Origin of the sequence: Ruania rhizosphaerae (assembly GCF_009805705.1) — a bacterium.
Taxonomy (GTDB): Bacteria; Actinomycetota; Actinomycetes; order Actinomycetales; family Beutenbergiaceae; genus Ruania; species Ruania rhizosphaerae.
On record NZ_VSMB01000002.1, the window covers coordinates 126,223 to 146,158 of the forward strand.

16 protein-coding genes are annotated in these 19,936 nt (G+C 68.7%); 7 read left to right on the plus strand and 9 right to left on the minus strand.

The annotated features are described in order from the left end of the window. The first annotated feature begins 443 nt into the window (after nt 1-443). Nucleotides 444-1,367, plus strand: a complete 924-nt coding sequence (locus FV560_RS04050) for a Gfo/Idh/MocA family protein (RefSeq protein ID WP_159619652.1) — start codon at nt 444-446, stop codon at nt 1,365-1,367. Nucleotides 1,368-1,408: 41 nt separating this feature from the next. Here FV560_RS04050 and FV560_RS04055 read toward each other — a convergent pair whose 3' ends face one another. Next, nucleotides 1,409-2,176, minus strand: a complete 768-nt coding sequence (locus tag FV560_RS04055) for an NAD-dependent epimerase/dehydratase family protein (protein ID WP_159619654.1) — start codon at nt 2,174-2,176, stop codon at nt 1,409-1,411. Nucleotides 2,177-2,284: 108 nt separating this feature from the next. Here FV560_RS04055 and FV560_RS04060 point away from each other — a divergent pair, with 108 nt between their 5' ends. The 6 genes from FV560_RS04060 (at nt 2,285) to FV560_RS04085 (ending at nt 8,263) form a co-directional block, all read left to right on the plus strand. Continuing rightward, the gene (locus tag FV560_RS04060) at nt 2,285-3,328 is read left to right on the plus strand and encodes an NAD-dependent epimerase/dehydratase family protein (protein WP_159619656.1); all 1,044 of its coding nucleotides are present in this window, start codon (nt 2,285-2,287) and stop codon (nt 3,326-3,328) included. 2 nt (nt 3,329-3,330) lie between these two features. Then, nucleotides 3,331-4,374: a dihydrodipicolinate synthase family protein gene (locus FV560_RS04065; RefSeq protein ID WP_159619659.1), complete on the plus strand. Its 1,044-nt coding sequence runs from the start codon at nt 3,331-3,333 to the stop codon at nt 4,372-4,374. Nucleotides 4,375-4,417: 43 nt separating this feature from the next. After that, nucleotides 4,418-5,671, plus strand: a complete 1,254-nt coding sequence (locus FV560_RS04070) for an ABC transporter substrate-binding protein (protein ID WP_159619661.1) — start codon at nt 4,418-4,420, stop codon at nt 5,669-5,671. 78 nt (nt 5,672-5,749) lie between these two features. Then, nucleotides 5,750-6,673 (plus strand): carbohydrate ABC transporter permease, encoded by a 924-nt coding sequence (locus FV560_RS04075; RefSeq protein WP_159619663.1) that lies wholly within the window; start codon nt 5,750-5,752, stop codon nt 6,671-6,673. Beyond that, on the plus strand, nt 6,670-7,545 hold the full coding sequence (locus tag FV560_RS04080; RefSeq protein WP_159619665.1) for a carbohydrate ABC transporter permease: 876 nt from the start codon (nt 6,670-6,672) through the stop codon (nt 7,543-7,545). The genes FV560_RS04075 and FV560_RS04080 overlap by 4 nt, the downstream gene beginning before the upstream one ends. 46 nt (nt 7,546-7,591) lie before the next feature. Further along, nucleotides 7,592-8,263 carry a DUF1961 family protein gene (locus tag FV560_RS04085; RefSeq protein WP_159619667.1) on the plus strand — a complete coding sequence of 224 codons (672 nt, stop codon included), beginning with the start codon at nt 7,592-7,594 and terminating at the stop codon, nt 8,261-8,263. A gap of 183 nt (nt 8,264-8,446) precedes the next feature. Here FV560_RS04085 and FV560_RS04090 read toward each other — a convergent pair whose 3' ends face one another. From FV560_RS04090 to FV560_RS04125, 8 genes are all read right to left on the minus strand, one after another. Then, on the minus strand, nt 8,447-9,940 hold the full coding sequence (locus tag FV560_RS04090; RefSeq protein ID WP_235019915.1) for an arylsulfatase: 1,494 nt from the start codon (nt 9,938-9,940) through the stop codon (nt 8,447-8,449). Then, complete coding sequence (locus FV560_RS04095) at nt 9,937-11,796, minus strand: sulfatase (protein ID WP_159619669.1); 1,860 nt, start codon at nt 11,794-11,796, stop codon at nt 9,937-9,939. Before FV560_RS04095 ends, FV560_RS04090 begins: the two co-directional genes overlap by 4 nt. 63 nt (nt 11,797-11,859) lie before the next feature. After that, entirely contained in the window at nt 11,860-13,092 is a 1,233-nt protein-coding gene (locus FV560_RS04100) for a helix-turn-helix domain-containing protein (RefSeq protein ID WP_159619671.1), read from the minus strand. Nucleotides 13,093-13,243: 151 nt separating this feature from the next. Continuing rightward, entirely contained in the window at nt 13,244-15,520 is a 2,277-nt protein-coding gene (locus FV560_RS04105) for an NHL repeat-containing protein (RefSeq protein ID WP_159619673.1), read from the minus strand. Nucleotides 15,521-15,657: 137 nt separating this feature from the next. Continuing rightward, entirely contained in the window at nt 15,658-16,542 is an 885-nt protein-coding gene (locus FV560_RS04110; RefSeq protein ID WP_159619675.1) for a dihydrodipicolinate synthase family protein, read from the minus strand. A 181-nt stretch (nt 16,543-16,723) separates the two neighbouring features. Further along, nucleotides 16,724-17,953 (minus strand): winged helix-turn-helix domain-containing protein, encoded by a 1,230-nt coding sequence (locus tag FV560_RS04115; RefSeq protein ID WP_159619677.1) that lies wholly within the window; start codon nt 17,951-17,953, stop codon nt 16,724-16,726. Nucleotides 17,954-18,147: 194 nt separating this feature from the next. Further along, nucleotides 18,148-18,834: a ribosome hibernation-promoting factor, HPF/YfiA family gene (gene hpf, locus FV560_RS04120; RefSeq protein ID WP_159619679.1), complete on the minus strand. Its 687-nt coding sequence runs from the start codon at nt 18,832-18,834 to the stop codon at nt 18,148-18,150. 176 nt (nt 18,835-19,010) lie between these two features. Beyond that, nucleotides 19,011-19,799: a ComF family protein gene (locus FV560_RS04125; protein WP_159619681.1), complete on the minus strand. Its 789-nt coding sequence runs from the start codon at nt 19,797-19,799 to the stop codon at nt 19,011-19,013. Nucleotides 19,800-19,936: the final 137 nt, after the last annotated feature.

Consider the following 19,936-nt stretch of genomic DNA (forward strand, 5'->3'; position numbering starts at 1 on the left):
GGCACCGATGCACCCTCCATCGTATGCGAGCCTGCTGACCTGCCCGCACGCCTGATCGCTGGCAGCGGAACAGGACCGTCCCCGCCACGCGCCGATCCACCCTTCCAGCGACGCGCCGCCCCTCCCCACGGGCCGAAAGATAGACCCCTTCTCGGGTTTCACCCTGACTTTCGGGCCCACAAGGCAGGACCGGCGACCAGCGACCCCCTCCACGGGCCGAACTTTCGACCCTTTCGCGGGTCCGACCCTGACTTTCAGGCCCACGGGCGGGCACCGGGCCATAGGCGGGTGCCAGGCCATGGGCGGGTGCCAGGCCATGGGCGGGTGCCAGGCCACAGGCGGGTGCCAGGCCACAGGCGGGCGCCAGGCCATGGGCGCGGGACGGCCACACCAGCGCGCCACGCAACCAGGCACCCACCAGGCGATGTGCCACACTCACGACCATGCCTCCAGCCCCCATCGCACTCCTCGGGCTGGCCACGAGCCATCCCTTCTCCGATGCGGCCACGCTGCTCGACCTGCGACCGGGCACGGTCTTCGACGTCTGGGAGCCCGACGCCGATCGGCGAGCGATGTTCACCGAACGCTTTCCCGGCCATCGAATCCACTCCCGGATCGAGGACGCGCTCGCTGAGGCAGCGGGCGCCATCGTCAGCGTCCGTCCGCAGGACGTTGGGGGCGTGGTCGCCCAGGTGACCCAGCGTCAGGTGCCTGCCTTCGTGAACAAGCCGGTCGCCGTCACCAGGGCTCAGCGCGACGCGCTGGAACCTCACTGGTTGCGGCAAGACGCCCGGCTGTTCACCACCTCCGTGGTCCGGTTCGCGCAGGAGGTGGAGACTCTGCGGGCGGACCTCGATCGCACACGCGTGCTCTCGGCGCACGTGAGAGTCCGCCATGACGTCGGCCGGTGGACGCGAGGCTCGACGCCCTGGCAGGACGACCCGGCCATCGGCGGCGGGCTCATCGGGACGATGGGGCTGCACGGGGTCGAGTTGCTGGTGTCGCTGCTCGGCACACAGGCGTCAGTGGTTTCGAGCGATGTGAGCACCCGGTGGCACCAGGGCCTGATCAGCGGGGACACGGGAGCAGTGACGATCCGCTGGGAGGAGGGGATCCTCGGGACGATCTCGATCGTCGGGGCCACCGAGCACGAGGGATACGAGATCGATGTCGAGACGGTCGACGGCCCCCGGCAGGTCCGCCTGCCTACCAGCGGTGACGACCCGCTCGGCTACCGGGCCACGACGCAACGGTTCGTGGCCATGGTCGACGACGCTGCGCCGTCACCGGTGCCGTGGGAGCAGACCCGGACGGTGGTGGATCTGCTGGCCGAGGCGATCGCACTGAGTACGAGCCCCAGGGTCTGAGCCACCTGCGGCGCCAGTTGCACTGACGAGGAGATCCGCGGTCAGCGCTTCCGGCCCACCGCCCCGAGCCAAGCGTCCTTGGCGAGCGGCGACCATCCCAGCAGCCGCTGCGCGCTGTCGTCGTCAATGGTTCGCGGGTCGGCGGCCAGTGCGATGGCCGCGTACTCCCCTCGCCGGGTCAGGGTTCGCTCGACCGCGTCCGTGAGGTCGTCGGGGTGGAGCGCCGGGTAGGAGGTGCCGTCCTCGAGCCGCAACGCACGGGCCCCTTCGGCGTCGGGATTGGACGGCGAGCGCCACCGGGGCCAGTCCTGTTCCTGCGCAGGAAAGGCCAGCCGCAGCGAGGTCACCGTGGTCGGGTCGGCGGCCAGCACGGCGCAGGCCTGCTCAGCCAGCCGCTTGCTGAGCCCGTACGGGGCCGTGGAATCCGGCAGCGCACCGGCGCGGATCGGGTGACGGCCGAACTCCTGGAAGACCGACAGCGAACTGATGTGCACGAACGAGCGCAGGCGCTCCTGCACACTTATCGTGAGGGCTCCGACCACGCTGCCCACGTTCAGACGCACCGCCGCGTCGATCTGGCGAGCCTGCTCAGGGCCGCGCGGCACGATCGCTGCCAGGTGCACCACGGCATCGGCCGCCGGCACGTGCGCCTCGAGGCTCGCGTACTCGTTGGCGTCCGCGACGACGCTGCGCACCCCGGGAATGGTGACGGGCCGGACGTCGAGAACGGTCACCTTGTGGCGGGCCCGCATGCGTGTGGCCAGGGCGGTCCCGACGACGCCGCCTCCTCCGATGAGCAGGATCCGCATCTGCGTCCTTCCGTTACGTGATCGTCATCCGTGATGGATTGACAATAACGGTCCGGACCGTAAATATGAAACAACTGCCGACGACGCCCCAGCGGAGGAACTTCAGCGATGACGACCGAACCCGGTGCCCCCAGTGACGAAGAGGCCCTGGAGCACCGACTCTCCTCCCCCTCCCCCGCGCTCGTCCAGGACGCCGCGCGTATCGACAGTGACCTGGTCATCCTCGGCGCGGGCGGCAAGATGGGTCCGACGCTGGCGATGATGGCCCGCCGCGCCCTGGACGAGGCGGGACGCCGTGACGTGGCCGTGCACGCCGTCTCGCGGTGGAGCGATACCGAGGTGCGCGAGCGGCTCGAGTCCGCAGGAGTATCCACCGTGGTCGCCGATCTCGCCTCTCCCGAGGTCGAGTCCCAGCTTCCCGACGGCGGACATGTGGTTTTCATGGTCGGCGCCAAATTCGGGGTCACCGGCCAGGAGTACCGGGCGTGGCTGACCAACGCCGCTCTCCCGCACACGGTGACCCAGCGCTACCCGCAGGCCCGGATCTCCGCCCTCTCGACCGGCAACGTCTACCCGCTGACCGATCTGCGCTCGCCCGCACCGGATGAGACCTCACCGACCGGGCCGGTGGGTGAATATGCGATGAGCTGCCTGGGCCGCGAGCGCGTCTTCGAGGCCGCCGCTGCCACCCGCGGCACCCGCCTGGCCCTGGTGCGTCTCAACTACGCCGTCGAACCGCGCTATGGGGTCTTTGCCGACCTGGCGCGCACGATCCTCGACGGCCGGCCGGTGGACCTGACGACCGGCTTCGTCAACGTCGTCTGGCAGCGCTACGCCAACGAGGTGGTGCTGCGCTCACTCCTGCACGCCAGCGCGCCGGAGCCGTTCCGGATCAACCTCACCGGCCCCGAGACACTCTCGGTGCGCACCGCGGCCGAGACGCTCGCCGCAGCACTCGGCACCGAGGTGACATTCGACGGCCAGGAATCCGACAGTGCCCTGCTGGCCGACGCGACCCGCTGCCACGAGCTGTTCGGCTACCCGGACGTCCCCGCTCGCACACTGATCGGCTGGCAGGCCGACTGGATCGAGAAGGGAGGCCAGCTGTGGGACAAGCCGACGAAGTTCCAGCGACGCGACGGTCAGTTCTGACGATGGACGCCACCACTCCGCGCCGCACACGCAAGCAGATCACCGCCCGGCTACGCGACGGTCTGGTCATTCCTGCCCTCCCCTTGGCCCTACGGGAGGACGGCGTATTCGACGAAAGGCACCAGGCCGCCGTCGTGCGCTACTACGCAGCGGCGGGTGCCGGTGGTGTGGCGGCGGCCGTGCACACCACGCAGTTCGAGATCCGCAACCCGGGCACCCGGCTGCTGGAGCCGGTCCTCGAGCTCACCGCCGAGGTACTGCAGGAGACCTCCCTGCTGAAGATCGCCGGCGTCGCCGGAGATGAGGAGACCGCGGTGGCCGAGGCCGAGCTCGCCGCCCGCTTCGGCTATGACGCCGTCTTGCTGATCCCGCCGCGCAATGGCGCCGCGGACGAGACGAAGATGCTCACCCGGGCCCGCTCCGTAGCTGACGTGATCCCGGTGATCGGCTTCTACCTGCAGGAGGCGATCGGCGGGCCTCGGCTGTCGGCGGCGTTCTGGCGGGAGTTCGCCGAGATCGAGAACGTCGTGGCCGTGAAGATCGCTCCGTTCGACCGGTACCGGACCCTGGACGTGGTCTCGGCGGTGCTGAGTTCCTCCCGTGCGGACCAGATTGCTCTCTACACAGGCAACGACGACAACATCATCGGCGATCTGATCACGCCGTTCACCGGCGGCCGCTGGATCGACGGCGGCCTGCTGGGTCAGTGGGCGGTGGGCACCCACGCGGCTGCCGGCCTGATGAGCAGGGTGCACGCGGCGCGCGCGGGTGACGATGAGGCGGTACGTGAGCTGACCGCCCGCGCCCCAGAGCTCACGGAGCTCAACGCCGCCGTCTTCGACGCAGAGAACGACTTCCGCGGCTGCATCGCGGGAGTCAACGCCGTGCTCTGGTGGCAGGGCCTGCTGCCAAGCATGCGTTGCCTGAATCCCGGCGAGGTGCTCTCGCCGGGACAGGAAGACCGGATCCGCGGAACGCTGGCTCGCTACCCGTGGACCTCGGACAAGGACTTCATCGCGGATCGTCTCAGCGAGTGGCTGCGATGACCACCCGGATGCGAGGACGCATCACCCCACCCCAGGAGGATTCATGAGAACCCGAACCACAGCCACGATCGCCGTCGGCGCGGCGGCAGCACTCGCGCTGACCGCCTGCTCCTCGGGCGACGACTCAGCCGAGGGCGGATCCAGTGAGATCACGCTCTGGATGTACCCCGTGATCGCCGACGAGGACGCCAGCCGCGACTACTGGGAGGCCTTCGAGACAGACTTCGAGGCCGAGCACTCCGACATCGACCTGTCGATCGAGCTCCTCCCTTGGGCCGATCGCGAGGAGAAGATCGGCACGGCGATCGCCGCCGGTACCGGCCCCGACCTGGTGCTCCTGGTCCCCGACCTGGCGAGGAACTTCTACGACACCGGCGGTCTCAAGCCCATCGACGGCGCCATCGACGACCCGGGCGTCTACTTCGAGGGTGCCCTCGCCGGCGGCACGTTCGACGGTGAGATCTACGGCCTGCCGATCTACCAGACGGCCAACGCCACGGCCTACAACACAGCACTCTTCGAAGATGCCGGCATCACCGAGCTCCCACAGACGTGGGACGAGATCCTGGACGCCGCGCCCGCCCTCGCCGAGAACGGCGTCTCCGTGCTCGACTACTCCGGCTCGGCCGAGACCACGCTCAACATCTCCTTCTACCCGCTGCTGTGGCAGGCGGGCGGATCGGTGTTCACCGAGGACGGCAGCGACATCGCCTTCGACGGCCCCGAAGGCGTCGAGGCACTGCAGTTCCTGCTCGACCTGCAGGAAGCAGGCGGACTCCCGGCCGATGCTGCGACCAAGACGACCGCCGTGGAAGGTGGTCCGCTCGGCCTGGGAACGGCAGCGATGTCGTACGGGATGTCCGGCGCCACGATCGACCAGCTCGAGGCGGCCGTCGGCGAGGAGAACGTCACCGTCGGCGCTCCACTCACCGGTGCGGTCCAGGCCTCCTTCGGCACACCGGGCATCATCGGCCTGACCACGATCAACGAGGATGAAGAAGCAGCTCTCGAGGTAGCCCGAGCCCTGGCGGCGCCGGAAGCGCAGTCCGCGATGTTCGAAGCGGCCGGCTGGTTCCCCTCCCGTGAGGATGCCGAGATCACGATCGACGACGACGCCACCCAGGCGCTGTTCGACTCCCTCGCCGTCTCCAACCCGGGAGAGGCCGCACCCGGAGCACGGCAGGTGATGTCCATCCTCGCCACGCACATCCAGTCCGCCCTGCAGGGTCAGGCGACCGCCGAAGAGGCCATCGCCGACGCCGCAGCAGAGGCGCGGGACGCCATCTCCCGTCTGTAACGGCTCCCGCTGTGGGGCGCACCACGGTGCGCCCCACAGCACTCGATCGCCTACCTCCATCGAATCGACAGTGAGACCATGACTTCCACCACCCCCGTCTCAGCACTGGGCAGGCAGAAGCGACGCGGCTCGACCACCGCCGCACGCAGCGGCATGTGGGCGGGCATCCTGTTCGTGCTCCCCATGCTGGTGCTGTTCGTCATCTTCCGGTTCGTCCCCAGTCTCGGGGCGATCGGCATGAGCCTGACCGACTACAAGCTCAGCGGCGACTACTCCGTCGTCTGGTTCGACAACTACACGCGGATGCTCGCCGACGATGTGTTCCTCGGCGCCCTGACCACGACCCTGGTCTACGCCGCGATCTACGTGCCGCTCGTCGTCGTGGTCTCCATGGTGACCGCCCTGGTGCTCAACCGGCTGGTGTGGGGCACCGGGTTCTTCCGCGGTGCACTGTTCCTTCCGTACGTGACCTCGTTCGTGCTCGCGGCTGTGATCTGGCTGTGGATCTTCGCCAGCGACGGGCTGGTGAACGGGCTGCTCACCGAAGCGGGAGTCGATCCCTATCCCTTCCTGACGGGCAACCAGGCACAGGTGCTCACCTCGCTCGCCGTCGTCTCGGCGTGGCGAGGGTTCGGGTACTCGATGCTGATCCTGCTCGCGGGGTTGAAGAACATCCCGGAGGATCTGCTCGAATCGGCCACCCTCGACGGCGCGAACGCGACTCAGCGGTTCTTCCGGATCGTCCTGCCGTTGCTGCGACCGGTGGTGTTCTTCGTGCTGGTGATCGAGACGATCGCCGCGTTCCAGGTCTTCGACACCATCTACGTCATGACCGGCGGCGGGCCTTCCCGTGCGTCCTACTCGCTGGTGTACGCCCTCTACGACCAGGGATTCAAGTTCTTCGACTTCGGCTACGCCGCCGCGATCGGTGTCGCGATCTTCCTACTCGTCTTCGTCATCTCGCTGATCCAGCGTCGCTTCCTCGATCGGAGCAACACATGACCGCCACGCTCACGCGGCCCGGGACCGAGACCAACGGGGCACCCGCTACAGCGCGCCGCAGACGCCGCAACCGCATCAGGCCGGGAACGATCCTGGTGGCCTCGCTGCTCGCGTTCGGCACCATCGTGCCGTTCCTCGCTGTCTTCATCCTCGCCCTGAGTCCCGAGGGCGCCCGCACGATCCCCTTCCAGCTGCCGGACGAGTGGACGTTCGACAACCTGATCGCCGTCCTGACCGCACGCAACTTCCTGCGTTGGACGCTCAACACCACGATCTACTCGATCGTGTCGGTGGTGCTGGTGCTGATCACGGCAGCCATGGCCGGATACGCCTTCGCGAAGAAGCGCTTCCCGGGCCGGGAGATCATGTTCTGGTCGTTCCTGGCGACCCTCATGGTGCCCACCCAGGCCACCATCATCCCGCTGTTCGTGCTGGTCGCCAGGCTGGAGGGCATCGACACGTTCTGGGGGCTGATCGTTCCGACCCTGGCGAACTCCCAGGCGGTGTTCCTGATGCGGCAGTTCATCATGGGTCTGCCCGACGAGCTCTTCGAAGCCGCCAAGATCGACGGTGCCCGGGAGTGGAGCATCTTCTGGCGGATCGTGCTCCCGCTGACAACGCCGATCCTGGCCACGCTCGGGATCTTCGTCTTCCTCTGGCACTGGAACGACTTCCTGTGGCCACTGATCATCGCCCAGACCGACGAGATGCGGACGCTGACCGTGGGTCTGGCCAGCCTCAACCAGGAGGCGGTCTCCCAGGCCCGGCTGATGGCGGCTGCGGCAATCACCGTGATCCCCTGCCTGGTGGTGTTCGCGGTGCTGCAGCGCTACATCGTCAACAGCGTGGCAGCGAGCGGGATCAAGGGGTGACGAGGCCCGGTATCGAGGCGAAGCCGGACGCGACCACGGGGCCGCGGTGACGGCGGAGAGTATCGAGACGCTCTATCGCAACCCGCTCGCATGCGAGTCGGACGTCGCCGGCTTCCGCGCCGAAGGGCCGGTCACGCTCAGCTTCCCGCAGGGCCGGATGCGGGTGGAGAGCACCGTGCTCAGCGAGGACTCCACCCAGGGCAACTTCGTGCTGTGGTGCCCGGAGGAGTTCGGGCCGGACGTGGAGTACTCCTGGGACTTCTGGCCGATCCGGGAGCCCGGGCTGTGCATCGTGTTCTTCGCCGCACGAGGGCGAGGAGATGTCGATCTGTTCGACGCCTCGCTCACCCCGCGTGATGGCGATTATCCGCAGTACCACTCCGGAGACATCGACGCCTATCACCTCTCCTATTTCCGACGGCGGATCGACCCTCGTCTGCACACGTGCAACCTGCGGAAGAGTCACGGCTTTCATCTGGTCGCCACGGCGCCCGATCCGATCCCGCCCGTGGCCACGGCTGTGGCGCCGTACCGCATCCGGATACGGCACGCCGGAGCTCGGGTCTCGATGTTCGTGGACGATCTGCTGGTGCTCGACTGGTACGACGACGGATCGACCGGCGGGCCCGCTCTGGGGAGGGGGCGGTTCGGCTTCCGACAGATGTCCCCGATGATCGCCGAGTACGCGAACTTCGAGGCGCGAAGCCTGACCGCGTAGTCGGCGGATGGTTCCTTCCGCGCAGGACGGCTTCGATGGTGTCCGCGGTCAGGATCCGGTCGGTCCAGGTCTCGAGCTGATCGATCGACGCCCCTTGGATGCGGGCCGCCTGCTCCGTGGTGAGCGGGCCGTGGCTCGTGGCCGACAAGGCTGGGAGAAGACCACTGGCTCCCAGTCGCCGAGTCAGACCCCGTGCCGGGCGAGGCGCTGGGCGTAGTGGGGTGAGACCAGTGGCGGGCCGTCCCCGCGCGGGATCATTCGTCCGTTCTCGGTCCAGCCGCAGTCGCGTGCGGCGACGATCTCGACGAGCCGGCTGCGCCAGTGCTCGAGACTGTCGGCATAGGCCGGGTCTGCAGCCAGATCCCTCTCCTCGTGCGGGTCAGCGACCAGGTCGAACAGCCGCTCGGCGCCGTCCTGGGCGAACCAGATGTACTTCTGCTTGCCGTCGGTGAGGTACTGCATCTCCTGGCTGGGGTCGTAACACGTGGAGTGCTCGCCGTGGACCGCCTCCCGCCACGGGGCACCAGGATCAGCAAGCACGGGCAGCACGCTACGGCCATCGACACTCTCCGGGATCTCGATCCCGCACGCGTCGAGGATGGTCGGCATGACGTCCTGGAGGCAGACGGGAGCCTCACTCCGGGTGCCGGGATCGATGCCATACCGCTCCCGGATCGCCTGCGGCAGCACAACGAACAACGGGATGTGGGCCGATCCCTCATAGCCGTAGGTCTTGCGCCACAGGTGGTGATCGCCCTGCATATCGCCGTGGTCGGAGGTGAACACGATGATCGTGTTCTCCAGCAGTCCCTGCCGGGCGAGATTGAAGCGGATCCGCCCGATCTGCTGGTCGATGTGGGTAATCGTCGCGTAGTACCCGGCGCGGGTGCGGCGCACCTGCTCGACGCTGCGCACACCCCGCCATGCGTCCGGTGCCCAGCTGGTGACGGCATGGGGTGCTGCCCAGTCCCCGATCCAGGGCTCGGGCAGGTCAGCATCCAGGTACTGGTTCAGCAGCGGCTCCGGCGGGTCGTACGGTGAATGCGGCCGGGCAAAAGACGTCATCAGGAAGAACGGCTTCGTCGGGTCCCGCCGCCGCAGGAAATCGATCGATTCGGTCGCCGTCCAGTACGTCGGATGCTGACGCTCGGCCAGGTGCCACGCCCGGCTGTGCAACGAGTTCCAGCCGACGCCGTGAGAGTCCGCACTGGCGTCAGGCACCTCGCGCTGCAGCCACCGGTCGTAGTCCGAGAGGGTGTCCGGGTGCTCGCGCCGCCCGCACTCGTCCAGCACGGTGTGGTGGAAGCCGATGAGGTCGCGCTGCGGGTGCACGTGCAGCTTCCCCACCGCCTGCGTGTGATATCCGGCCCGTGCCAACGACTCGGGCAACGTGTTCTCGAGGCACTGCGCGGGCCCCTGCCCCTCCCCCATGCCGAGGATCCCCGTGTGCCAGGGGTCCTGTCCGGTCATCAGGCTTGCTCGTGCCGGGATACACGAGGGTGTCGCACTGTAGGCATGCTCGAACCAGCTCCCTTCGGAGGCGAGCTGGTCGAGATTGGGGGTCTCGATGACGGTGTTGCCGGCGTAGCCCATCGAGTCCCACCGCTGCTGGTCGGTCATCACGAACCAGACGTTGGGACGTTCGGTCACGGCGTTCCGTCCTGGTGCGTCGCTCACGGCTGCGTGGCTATCGCGGCCAGGTCGTCGGCGATCGCGGTCAGGGCTGCTGCTGGGAGAACGCCGGAGGCTGCCAGGTCGATCAGCGTCGTGACCGGTGAGACCGTCAGCAGCTCGGTCTGTGCCAGGTCGGGTGCATGTGCGGCGAGCGTGTCGCGCGTGCGTGGCTCGCCCAGGAGCTCCCCCACCGGTCGATCCAGGTCGGTCCGGGCCGGATGCCCGTTCAGATCGGGCAGTGGTTGCGCAGTGGCAGCGGCGCGTTCGGCGTCGCGGCCGGCCATGAGGTGCTCGACTCCCACGGGCCCTTCGACGGGCAACCCCAACCGGGTGAACTGGCTGGCCGGCGCATCGTTCTCGCGCATCAGCCGCACCAGCAGATCCAGCATCCGCAGCTCCACCTCATCATCGAGGAGCGGCTCACGCTGCTGCGGATCGCGCTCCACGTCGAAGAGCAACGTCCCATGCGGCCACGGGTTCATCCACCGGTTCGGCGTCTCCATGCGCATCGTCCGCAGCCCCTGGGTGAACGAGAACGGCTCCGCGGGTTCCCAGGCGGCCAGCTCACTGACGGGGAATCGTTCACGCATGTGCGTGGGCATCAGGGTGTACTGCTCCAGCGGGGCGTTCGACGGCGTCGCTGCCGAGCGCATGTACACGAACCTGCCATCGGTGACGTTCACGTGACCGCCGTGGATGCCGAACAGGCCACCCTCGCGTTCGGCGAGGGTGCCGGCACCCGCGTCAGCGGCTGGGACGGCACCGCCATCCGCACCAGCCGCGCCCACTGCACCCGTCTCGCCCACCGCACTGGTCAGTCCCAGATCCTTCCCCTGCATGCTCTCAGGCGGAGTCAGCCCGAAGTAGCGCAGCAACGTGGGGGCGATGTCGATGGTCTGAGCCACCGCCGTCGGGTGCTGCGACCCCTCAGGCGAGCGCGGGTCCCACAAGAAGAACGGGAGGTGGACGAGTTCCTCGAACCAGGGCATCACGGTCTTGGCCCACCAGCCGTGCTCACCGAGCAGGAACCCGTGGTCGGTGTTGACGATGAGCATCGTGTCCTCCCAGAGGTCATACTCATCCATCGCGTCGAGGACCCGGCCCAGCGAGCGGTCGCACATCGAGACCAGCGCGGCATACTCGCGGCGGACGTGCTCGAGCTGGTCCGGAGACTCGGTGACCTTGCGGTAGTCCGGCCAGTCGGTCCCCTCCTCCGACGGCGCCGAGCCGTCACGGTCCGCTGAGTACAGGTCCTTGTATGGCCGGTGGGTGAAGAAGGGTTCGTGCGGATCGAAGAGCTCCAGCTGCAGCAGCCACTCGTCCGCCGCGTGATTGGTCTCGAGGAACTCCAGCCCCGCATCGACCGTCCTGGTCTGCACGTGCTCGGCCTCGGTGGGCATGTAGGTGCGGTTGATCCGGTCCTGCACCCTGGCCCTGTCATGCCCGCCAGCGCCGCGCGGTCCGGACTGCACGACTGCCTTCCACGGGTCACCCTCCTGGCCCCGATGGAAGTCCCAGGTGGTGTAGCGCGTGTGATAGGTCGCTCCGCCGTCCTCCCAGTAGTGGGGGTGATCGGAGACGAGGTGGCTGTGCACGCCCGCGTCCCGGAGGATCTGCGGCATCGACTCGTCGAACGGTTCCAGCGGCCCCCAGCTGCGATGCAGGAAGTTGTACCGGCCGGTGTGCAGCTCACGCCGTGCGGGGATACAGGGCAGCGATCCCGCGTAGAACTTCTCGAACCGGGTAGCACGCCGGGCCAGCCGCGCGAAGTTCGGAGCCTGCACCCACGTCTGTGGATCGTAGGGCGGCAGCATATGCCGGTTCAGGCTGTCGAACATCAGCATGATGGCGCGCTTCATCGCATCTCCGCTCGTCGTCGATTCACCGGGTTGCACCCCGGACTCTTGTTCTCCGCCCCTGGCCTACAGATGCAGCAGGTACTGCGTGAGTGGCCTGCCGCTCGACTCTCGTGCCTCGTTTCCCACCCGTTCGGCATACCCACCGCGCTCCAGCCGCTGCAACATCCGCCGCGCGGTCCGCAGCTGGACGTCGAGCGCCTCGGCCACCACCCGGGAGGTCAGCGGCTCGTCCGGATGGAGGTGAGCCAGATCGCGCAGACGCGTCAAGGTCTGCAGTGCCACACCCACCCGGGTCGCGATGGTGCCCAGCGCCGGGGCCTCCTGCTCCCCGGGCACCTCACTGTTCTTGCCACCGGCACCGAGGGCGAGGTCCACATCGTTGCGGAACGAGACCACCGCCGTCGGTCCCGGATGCGTTCGGGCGCGGTTGAGCGCCCGGCGCGCCAGCTGTTCGGCCTCCAGCGCCGTGCGTCCCACTCCGAACCCGGCGTTGGCACTGATGCCGGCCTCCGATAGCCGCCGAAGCAGCGGCGGCTGGGAAAACTGGTAGGAGGCGATCGCCAGGGCGCCCCGTGTGGTGACCAGGAGCATCTCCCCCGTCTCAGCCAGGGCCACCGTGCCCGCGAGCGCCGTGGCCTGCGCCTTGAGAAACGGGGCCGCTCGGGTCATGTCGTCAGCGGCCAGCAGGCCCACCGCCACCTGCGAGTCCTCACTGACCTGGCTGTTGATCGTCAGCGTCAACCGGCTGATCGCCGTCCGGATCGCGTTCTCCGACGGCACCAGCCGAATGATGGAGATCTCCTCACGGAGTGCCTCGTAGACGCTGGAGACACAGGTGATGGCCGTCCAGGAGTCATCCGGGTTGGAGCGGTGGAAATCGACCAGCTGCGAGACCCGCTGGTCCACCCGGTGCGGGAGCGATCGCGGCCGGTCCGGAGGTAGGTCCACCGCATCCGCGATCTCTCGCAGCTCTGGAATGCCCACCGTATCGATGGAGGTACGGGCGATGTCGCGCCCTTCCCGAGCCAGGCGCACCCACGACCGCAGCACCGTCTCCCGGGTGTAGTCGACGAACGCGGCCGGCCGGCTCGTGGATCCCTTGGCGAGTGTGTAGGGAACAATGCCGGTGAACAGCCAGGCATCGACCGACGAGGCGTTCTGCCGCACGATATCGGACGTCTCGGACTCGTGGGAGTACGGGAGCGTGACGGCCTCGAGTCCGGCCATCTCACTGACCGACTCGGCCACGCCTGGTGCGAGATCGACCGGGCCGACGACGCCCACGACCGGTGTCATGTGTCCCCCGTTCTGCGACTGGTGCAGGTGCCGTTCATCGTGCCATACCCGCCACCGTCGCCCCCGTTACCTCGCCGACTGCGGGCCCGGACAGCGGTGCCCGGCAGGGCGACGAGTTCCGTCGCCCTGCCGGGCACCGCGAGCACAATCCTCACCAGAACGAGTGGTACCCCACGTCGGAGGAGTTCCACGCGTCGTCGATGGCCCGGTACTCCAGCTCCGCACCGGGACCAACCACGATCGGAGCATCGCCCTCGTAGGACTGCCAGTCACCGTCATCGACCCGGTAGTCGATACGAGGCGCATCGTCCTGGTCGTCGGTGGCGGACAGCCAGACCGCCGCTCCACGCGCGTCGACCGTCACCTCGGGTGCCGTCACATCCTCGGGCAGGTCATAGCGGGCGAGGCGGGTGCCCTGACTGACCACATACAGGTCGCCGTAGCGATCCTGGGCCAGCTCGTGCACCTGCGTGACGCCGTCGCTGCGGCCGCTCTCGGCGCCGTAGAGGCTGGTGACCTCGCCGGTGACCTGGTCGAGGACGAACAGCCGGTCGGCCACCGATCCGAACAACCGCCCGTTGTCGAAGAGCAGCCGGTCGTTGTCACCGAACCGGTCGATCGGGGCGTCGGCATCGATCGTGACCGTGCGCAGCAACGACTGGGTCTGCAGATCGAACTCGAAGACCGTACGGCTGTCCGCCACGCCCCACAGGTGGCCGTCGTCATCGATGGCGAAGCCAGCGAGGGTTTCGGCCCCCGGGATCGGTGCAGCAGTCCACATCGTCTCCGTGCTCACCGGGTCCCAGGCGAACACGACCGCCTCATCGGTGACCGGGTCGATGCCGTAGCCGCCTTCGATGGAGGTGCCGCCGATGAGGATTCCCTCGTGCTGGACGAAGCCGACCGGGGTCTGGTCGGGCACCACGTCCCGGTACACGGTGTGCGTTCCGTCGTAGGGCTGCCACAGGGTGATCGCCCCGCCGTGCTCCCCGGGCTTTGGCACGGAAGCCACGGCCACGGTGTCCGGTACTGCTGTCAGCTCGATGAGGGACTGCGGGCGGCTCACTCCGTTGCCGAGCTCCAGCGGCGGGGTGTCGGGGTTGCTGCCGTAGTTCCAGGGCTGCTCCGGGTCGTACAGGTAGACCGAGCCCTGCGGGTAGCGGCCGAAGATGACGTTGCCATCGAACGTGCCCCAACCCTCGACCTGGCTGGTGCCGTTCAGCAATGCGATGCCCTCACCGTCGGGGTCGTACTTGCCCGATCCGGGCGGGCTGAGGAAGGCTCCGGCGTAGATGTTGCCGAGGGGCCCGGCACCGAGGCTGATCAGCGGCGCCCCGGCTCCTTCGACCTCGGGGACGAGGTAGAAGCTTCCGCCGGTCTCCAGGTTCCAGCCGTACGTGCGGCCCTGGTTCCAGTAGGTCAGGGTCAGGTAAGGCCCGGATCCGTCGACCTCCATCCAGCCCCAGGATTCCGGTGTGGCGTTCGGCGCCTTGCCAGTACCCGTGATCTCCCCAGTCGTGAGGTCGTAGCGCTTCACCTCGCGCCCTTGGCGGAGGTAGACGGCGTTCGGATCGGTCGGCGAGACCGGTGAGACGCGGGCGTTGGCATCAGCGATCTCATCGACCCACTCACCGGTGACCAGGTTGCGCACGTACATGCTGGTGGTGCTGACGAACATCAGATCGCCGCGCACGTCGAGTGCGGTCAGATTCGTGCCGTCGTGTCCGGCCGGCATGGCGATCTCGGTGAACGTGCCGGTCGTGCGGTCGAACTCGGCAAGCTTGGCGTTGGCGTTCGTGCCGACGTAGATGGTGTCACCGACCGGGGCGATCGAGTTGATGTACTGCTCACCCGCGATCGCCTGACCGTGGTTGGTGAGAGTCCCCGAATCTGGATCCACCGAGTACAGGGCACCCGTCGGGTACCCGCCGATCCACGGCACGCCGTCCTCGTCGACCGCCAGCCCCCACGCCCGGACCCCGGTGGGAAGTGCGGCCACGTGCTCGACATCGTCGGCGCCCGGCACGTAGCGGTAGACGTGGCCGACGTCGGAAGTGCCGAAGTACACGGTGCCGTCCACGGGCGAGACGTCCAGGGCACGCTGGCTGCTCGCACCGTAGGGCAGGCGGGTGCGCATCACGGTTTCTTCCGTACGCAGATCGACGACGGCGAACTCCGCCGTGACGTTCTGGTTTCCGGAGACGACGTAGTAGCCGTAAGGGACGCCGTCGGGACCCATATCGGTGGCTGAGGCGAGCACCTGGGTCTTGCGGACGGCCTCCCCGAGGTCAGTGACCGGATCGCTGGCCGCGACCTCGGTGCTCACCGCAGGCGGTGGCCCGGAGTTCGCCGTTGCCGGCGCGGCAGCCCCGATCAGCATGGCGGCCGAGGCCACCAACGCGATCGTGGTGGATGGGCGGATTCTCATACTGCACTCCTTCGTCGTCATCGACTGCGGTGCGACTGCATCAAGCCGAGTCCTACTTAACGGTCCGGACCGAAATTAGCGGATTCTGCGGAGCCGTGTCAACGACAGGTCGGTGTCAGTGGAGCGTCAGCGCAGGGTCAGACCCCGCGCACCGCACACGCGGCGACGTGCACCACCCGGTCCCGCTCACTCTCGCTGAGCCCACCGGGACGCGCAGGATCGTGCGCGAACTCAGCCGGGATGCGACCTTCGGCAACGGCGATCCACGCCATGCGCTGGACGTACCCGTCGAACGGGTCACAGAAGGTCACCTCGGCAAGGGCATCGAGTGCGCGGGAGGCGCCAACGAGCCCCTCCCCCGTGCGGAACGCCCGCAGTGCGCGCACGGTGACACTCGTCGCCGCAGCGCCCAGGCCGACGAGCGCGCCGGTGGCACCCCAGAGCAGGGACGGCACGAACATCCTGTCCTCACCGGTCAACACCGGCACCCCCAGTCGCTGCGCCGCGCGGATCCCACTCTGGCAGGCGATCGCGTCATGCATCCGGGCCGGCTTGAACGCACGCACAGCCGGATGTGCGAGCACGGCCTCGCGCGTCGAATCGTCGTAAGGATGCAGGTAGAGGTCGAAGCCGATCAGCGGCAACCGACTCGACTGCGCGATCTCGTCGAGCCGCCGCACCTCGTTCCCGGGGTCGAGCGTGTGCTCGGGCGCGACCAGGAGCGCGGTCGCACCGGCACGCGCAGCTTCCTCGGGCCACGCCGGGTCGTCACCCGGCCACACCGCTGTGACCACCTGGCCGCTGACATCGCGAGCACACGAGATGAGCTCAGAGCGTGCCTCGACGCCCAGGCGATCGCCGCGGCCGGTGTGCACGGCCACTGCCAGTCCGTCGACCCCGTCTTCGACCACACTGGCGAAGTACTCCCGTGCCACCTCAGGATCGATCGAACCGTCGGACGCCGTCGGCGTCAGCACCGCGGCCAGACAGGCGGTCGGTGTCAGCGGAGCCGGTTCGATCACCTGCTCGAGTATTCCAGGTCGCCGCACCGCGGCAATGCGCCACCACAGTCCACCGTTCACCGTACCGACGTCGGCGGTGGTTCTCAGCTCAGACGCGGCAGCTTGTGCGGTGGCCTGTTGTCATGGGACGACTGCGATCAACCGCCTAGCCCAAGCCCCCCCTCGCGGAACCACTGAACCCTCACGCTGCCGCGAGCGCCCGCCCCACCGGCACCGCGAGATCCCCGCGGATGTCCTCCTCCGGCAGCACCTGATCCAGCCCGAGCCACGCGGCCATCTCCCGCAGCTCGGCCACGAGCTCCTCGGCCGTCTCGCCCGGGGCCTCCGGCTCGGCGAACGCGGTTCGCACCAGCAGCGCGCCATGCTCGCGGTCGGCCTTCAGATCCACCCGGGCCACGAGCCGGTCTCCCAGTAGGAACGGCAGCACGTAGTAGCCATGAGTGCGCTCCGCGGCCGGAGTGTAGATGCCGATGCGGTAGTGCATCCCGAACAGTTCCAGCAACCGGCGGCGTTCGAACACCAGTGGGTCGAACGGGGCGAGCAGTGCCCGGCCGCGGGTGCGGCGGGGAACCCGGGCCTCACGGTGCAGCACCAGCGAGCGCTCCCATCCACGCACGCTCACCTCCTCCAGCACGCCGTCAGCCACGAGTTCGGAGATCGCCCGCTGCGTATCGGCCACCGGCACCCGGAAGTAGTCCGCCAGGCAGCGCGCGGTCCCGATCCCGTGCGCACGTGCCGCGATCTCGACCAGGGTGCGCACCGCCGTCGGCCGATCCGGAACAGGTGCGGCGAGCACAGCCGGCGGCAGCACCCGCTCCGGTAGGTCGTAGGCCCGTTCGAACTGTGTGGTGCGGTGGGCCGCCATCACCCGGCCCCGCGCGAAGTGGGCCTCCAGTGCCTGCTTCGCGACGGTCCAGTTCCACCCCCAATGCTCACGCCGACCGCTCTGGTGGCCGAGCCGTTCGTGCACCTGCGCGGCTGTGAGCGGGCCGTCGGAACCGACGATGTCGAGCACCACCACCATGGTCTCGGGGTGCTCTCGCCACAGCTGCTCGTCCAGACGTCGCATCCGCGGCGAATCCATCCGCCACCGCAGCGCCTGGTACGTGCTCGGCGAGACGTAGGAGGCCTCGTGTGCCCAGTACTCGACGAGCCGCCGGGGTCGGGCGGGTGTCCCCCGCGTCGCCCGGTCCAGCAGGGCGGGGTCATAGTTGCCCAGACGCGCCTGCAGCGGCAGCAGATGGGCACGCGCCAGCACGTTCACCGAGTCGATCTGCAGCACTCCCAGCCGGTCGATGGTGCGCTGCAGGTGCGCCATGGTCGGCCGCGGCGGCCGCAGCGTGGATCGGTCGAGCAGCTGCGCGGCCACGGCGATGCGGCGGGCCTGGCCGAGGGTGAGGGTGCGGGGCATGAGCGCCAGAGTAGGAGATCGCACCGACACCAACCTCACCCGGGGTGAGTGCACCGTCGATGATCGGGCCAGGACCGACGTCAACCTCACCCCCGGTGAGGATGCTGCCGGTGAGGATGCTCCCGGTGACACACAGCGACGCCGGCCGACCCTCGCGGATCGACCGGCGCCGCCGGACACGTCAGAGTGGAACGTCAGGCTGTGGCCTCCACGTGCGCCAACTCGGTGGCCTCATAGTTGAGCCGGATCACTCCATAGGTCCATCCACGCCGGTTGTAGACCACGCACGGCTGCATCGTCTCGGAGTCGACGAACAGGTAGAACGGGTGCCCCACGAGTTCCATCTCCGCGAGCGCCTGGTCAACGGTCATCGGCGCGGTCTCGTGCACCTTCTGCCGGATCACCACGGGTGAGTCGCCCAACTGGGCCTCGACCGCCACGCCTGGCTCGGTCGGAGCATGCGGGGTGAAGGCATCCTCGTCCTCGGGAACGTGATTGGTCGACTCCTGAGTCGGCGCCTTCAGGTCAGTCAGCGCCTCCAGGTCCGGCGCAGGCATAGGTTCTGGGCGCCGTCCGTGGTGGGACTTGCGCCGATCCCGAGCGCGTCGCAATCGCTCGAGCAGTTTCGCGGTGGCCAGATCGAGTGCGCCGTACCTATCCGACGCTGCCGCCTCCGCCCGCACCACCGGACCCTTGGCCCGGACGGTGAGCTCCACACGTTCGGCCCGCTCCGCCAGTCGCGGGTTGTTCTCGTGGGACACCTCGACGTCGACGCGCTGGGCGTAGGGAGACAGCTGCGGCACCTTGGCCAGCTTCTCCTCGACGTGGCGCCGGAAGCGTTCCGGCACCTCGGTGTGACGGCTGACCACGACGATCTCCATGACGAACCTCCACAGGTCTATCTGGGGCGTTCCCGGAGGCACCTGAGCCTCGGGACGAAAGAGTCGCCGCGTGCTGGTGACGCGGCGTCGTGCTAGACGGCATCACCTCCCCTTCCCCGGCTCCGGCGGCAAGAAGTGCCGATCTCGGTTGCGGGGTGGAGCTCCATGACATGACGCTAGTCCACACCGGGCCGATGCGACAGTCGAAGCGCCGACGCGTTCTCACCGGGCGCCGCAGTGGCCGCGAGCACCACCGCCCCGAGCACGTTCGCACCCGCCCGCTGCAGGCTGACCCGTGCGGCGTCGAGGGTGGCACCGGTGGTGACGACGTCGTCGACCAGCAGGCACGCCGTACCCTCCGGGACGGGCCCCAGGCACCGCACGGCAGCACCGGTGCTGCGCCGGCGTGCGCGGGCACCCAGGGCATGCCCCGACCCACCCCGCCGCCGCAACAGGTCAGCCACCCACACCGACCGCCCGGACTCCTGCGCCAGCGACTGCGCCACCGCACGGGCGAGGGTCAGGGCTACGAGCCGTCGCCGCCATCGTCTCCGCCAGCCCGACGGCGCGGGCACCACCACCAGTGCCGGATCACCCCGATCAGGCACTGGGTCCGCAAGCAGATCCCCGGCGAGACCGGCCACGGCGCCGGCCATCAGTGCCGCGACCGGCCGGTCCAGATCGGCTCGCCCGCCGGACTTCCATGCGAGCACCACCCGCCGCACCGGTCCGGTGTAGTCGGCCAGAGTCCACACCGGCAGCCCGAGCGCCGGCAGTTGGTCGTCGACTCCGAGGAACACCGTGCCCTCCTCGCACCGTCGCGGCGGCCCGCTCAGCAGCCGCCTGCAGCGCCGGCACAGGGTGACGTCGGGTGCGTCACAGCCGGGACAGCTGCGCGGCAGCACGAGCGCGAGCAGGTCGTGCACGGGGGCGAGGAGCCATGCCACGGTTGCGGTCGCCGTCATGGGGTCAGCGTGGCCCACGACGGCGCAGCTCGCCCTGGTCCACCCGCTCACTGTGGATACAGGTGCACCGAGCAGGCCGGCGGGGGCCCTGACGCGATCGACCGGTAGGCGTCGGCCTGGGGCACCAAGCGCCCCGG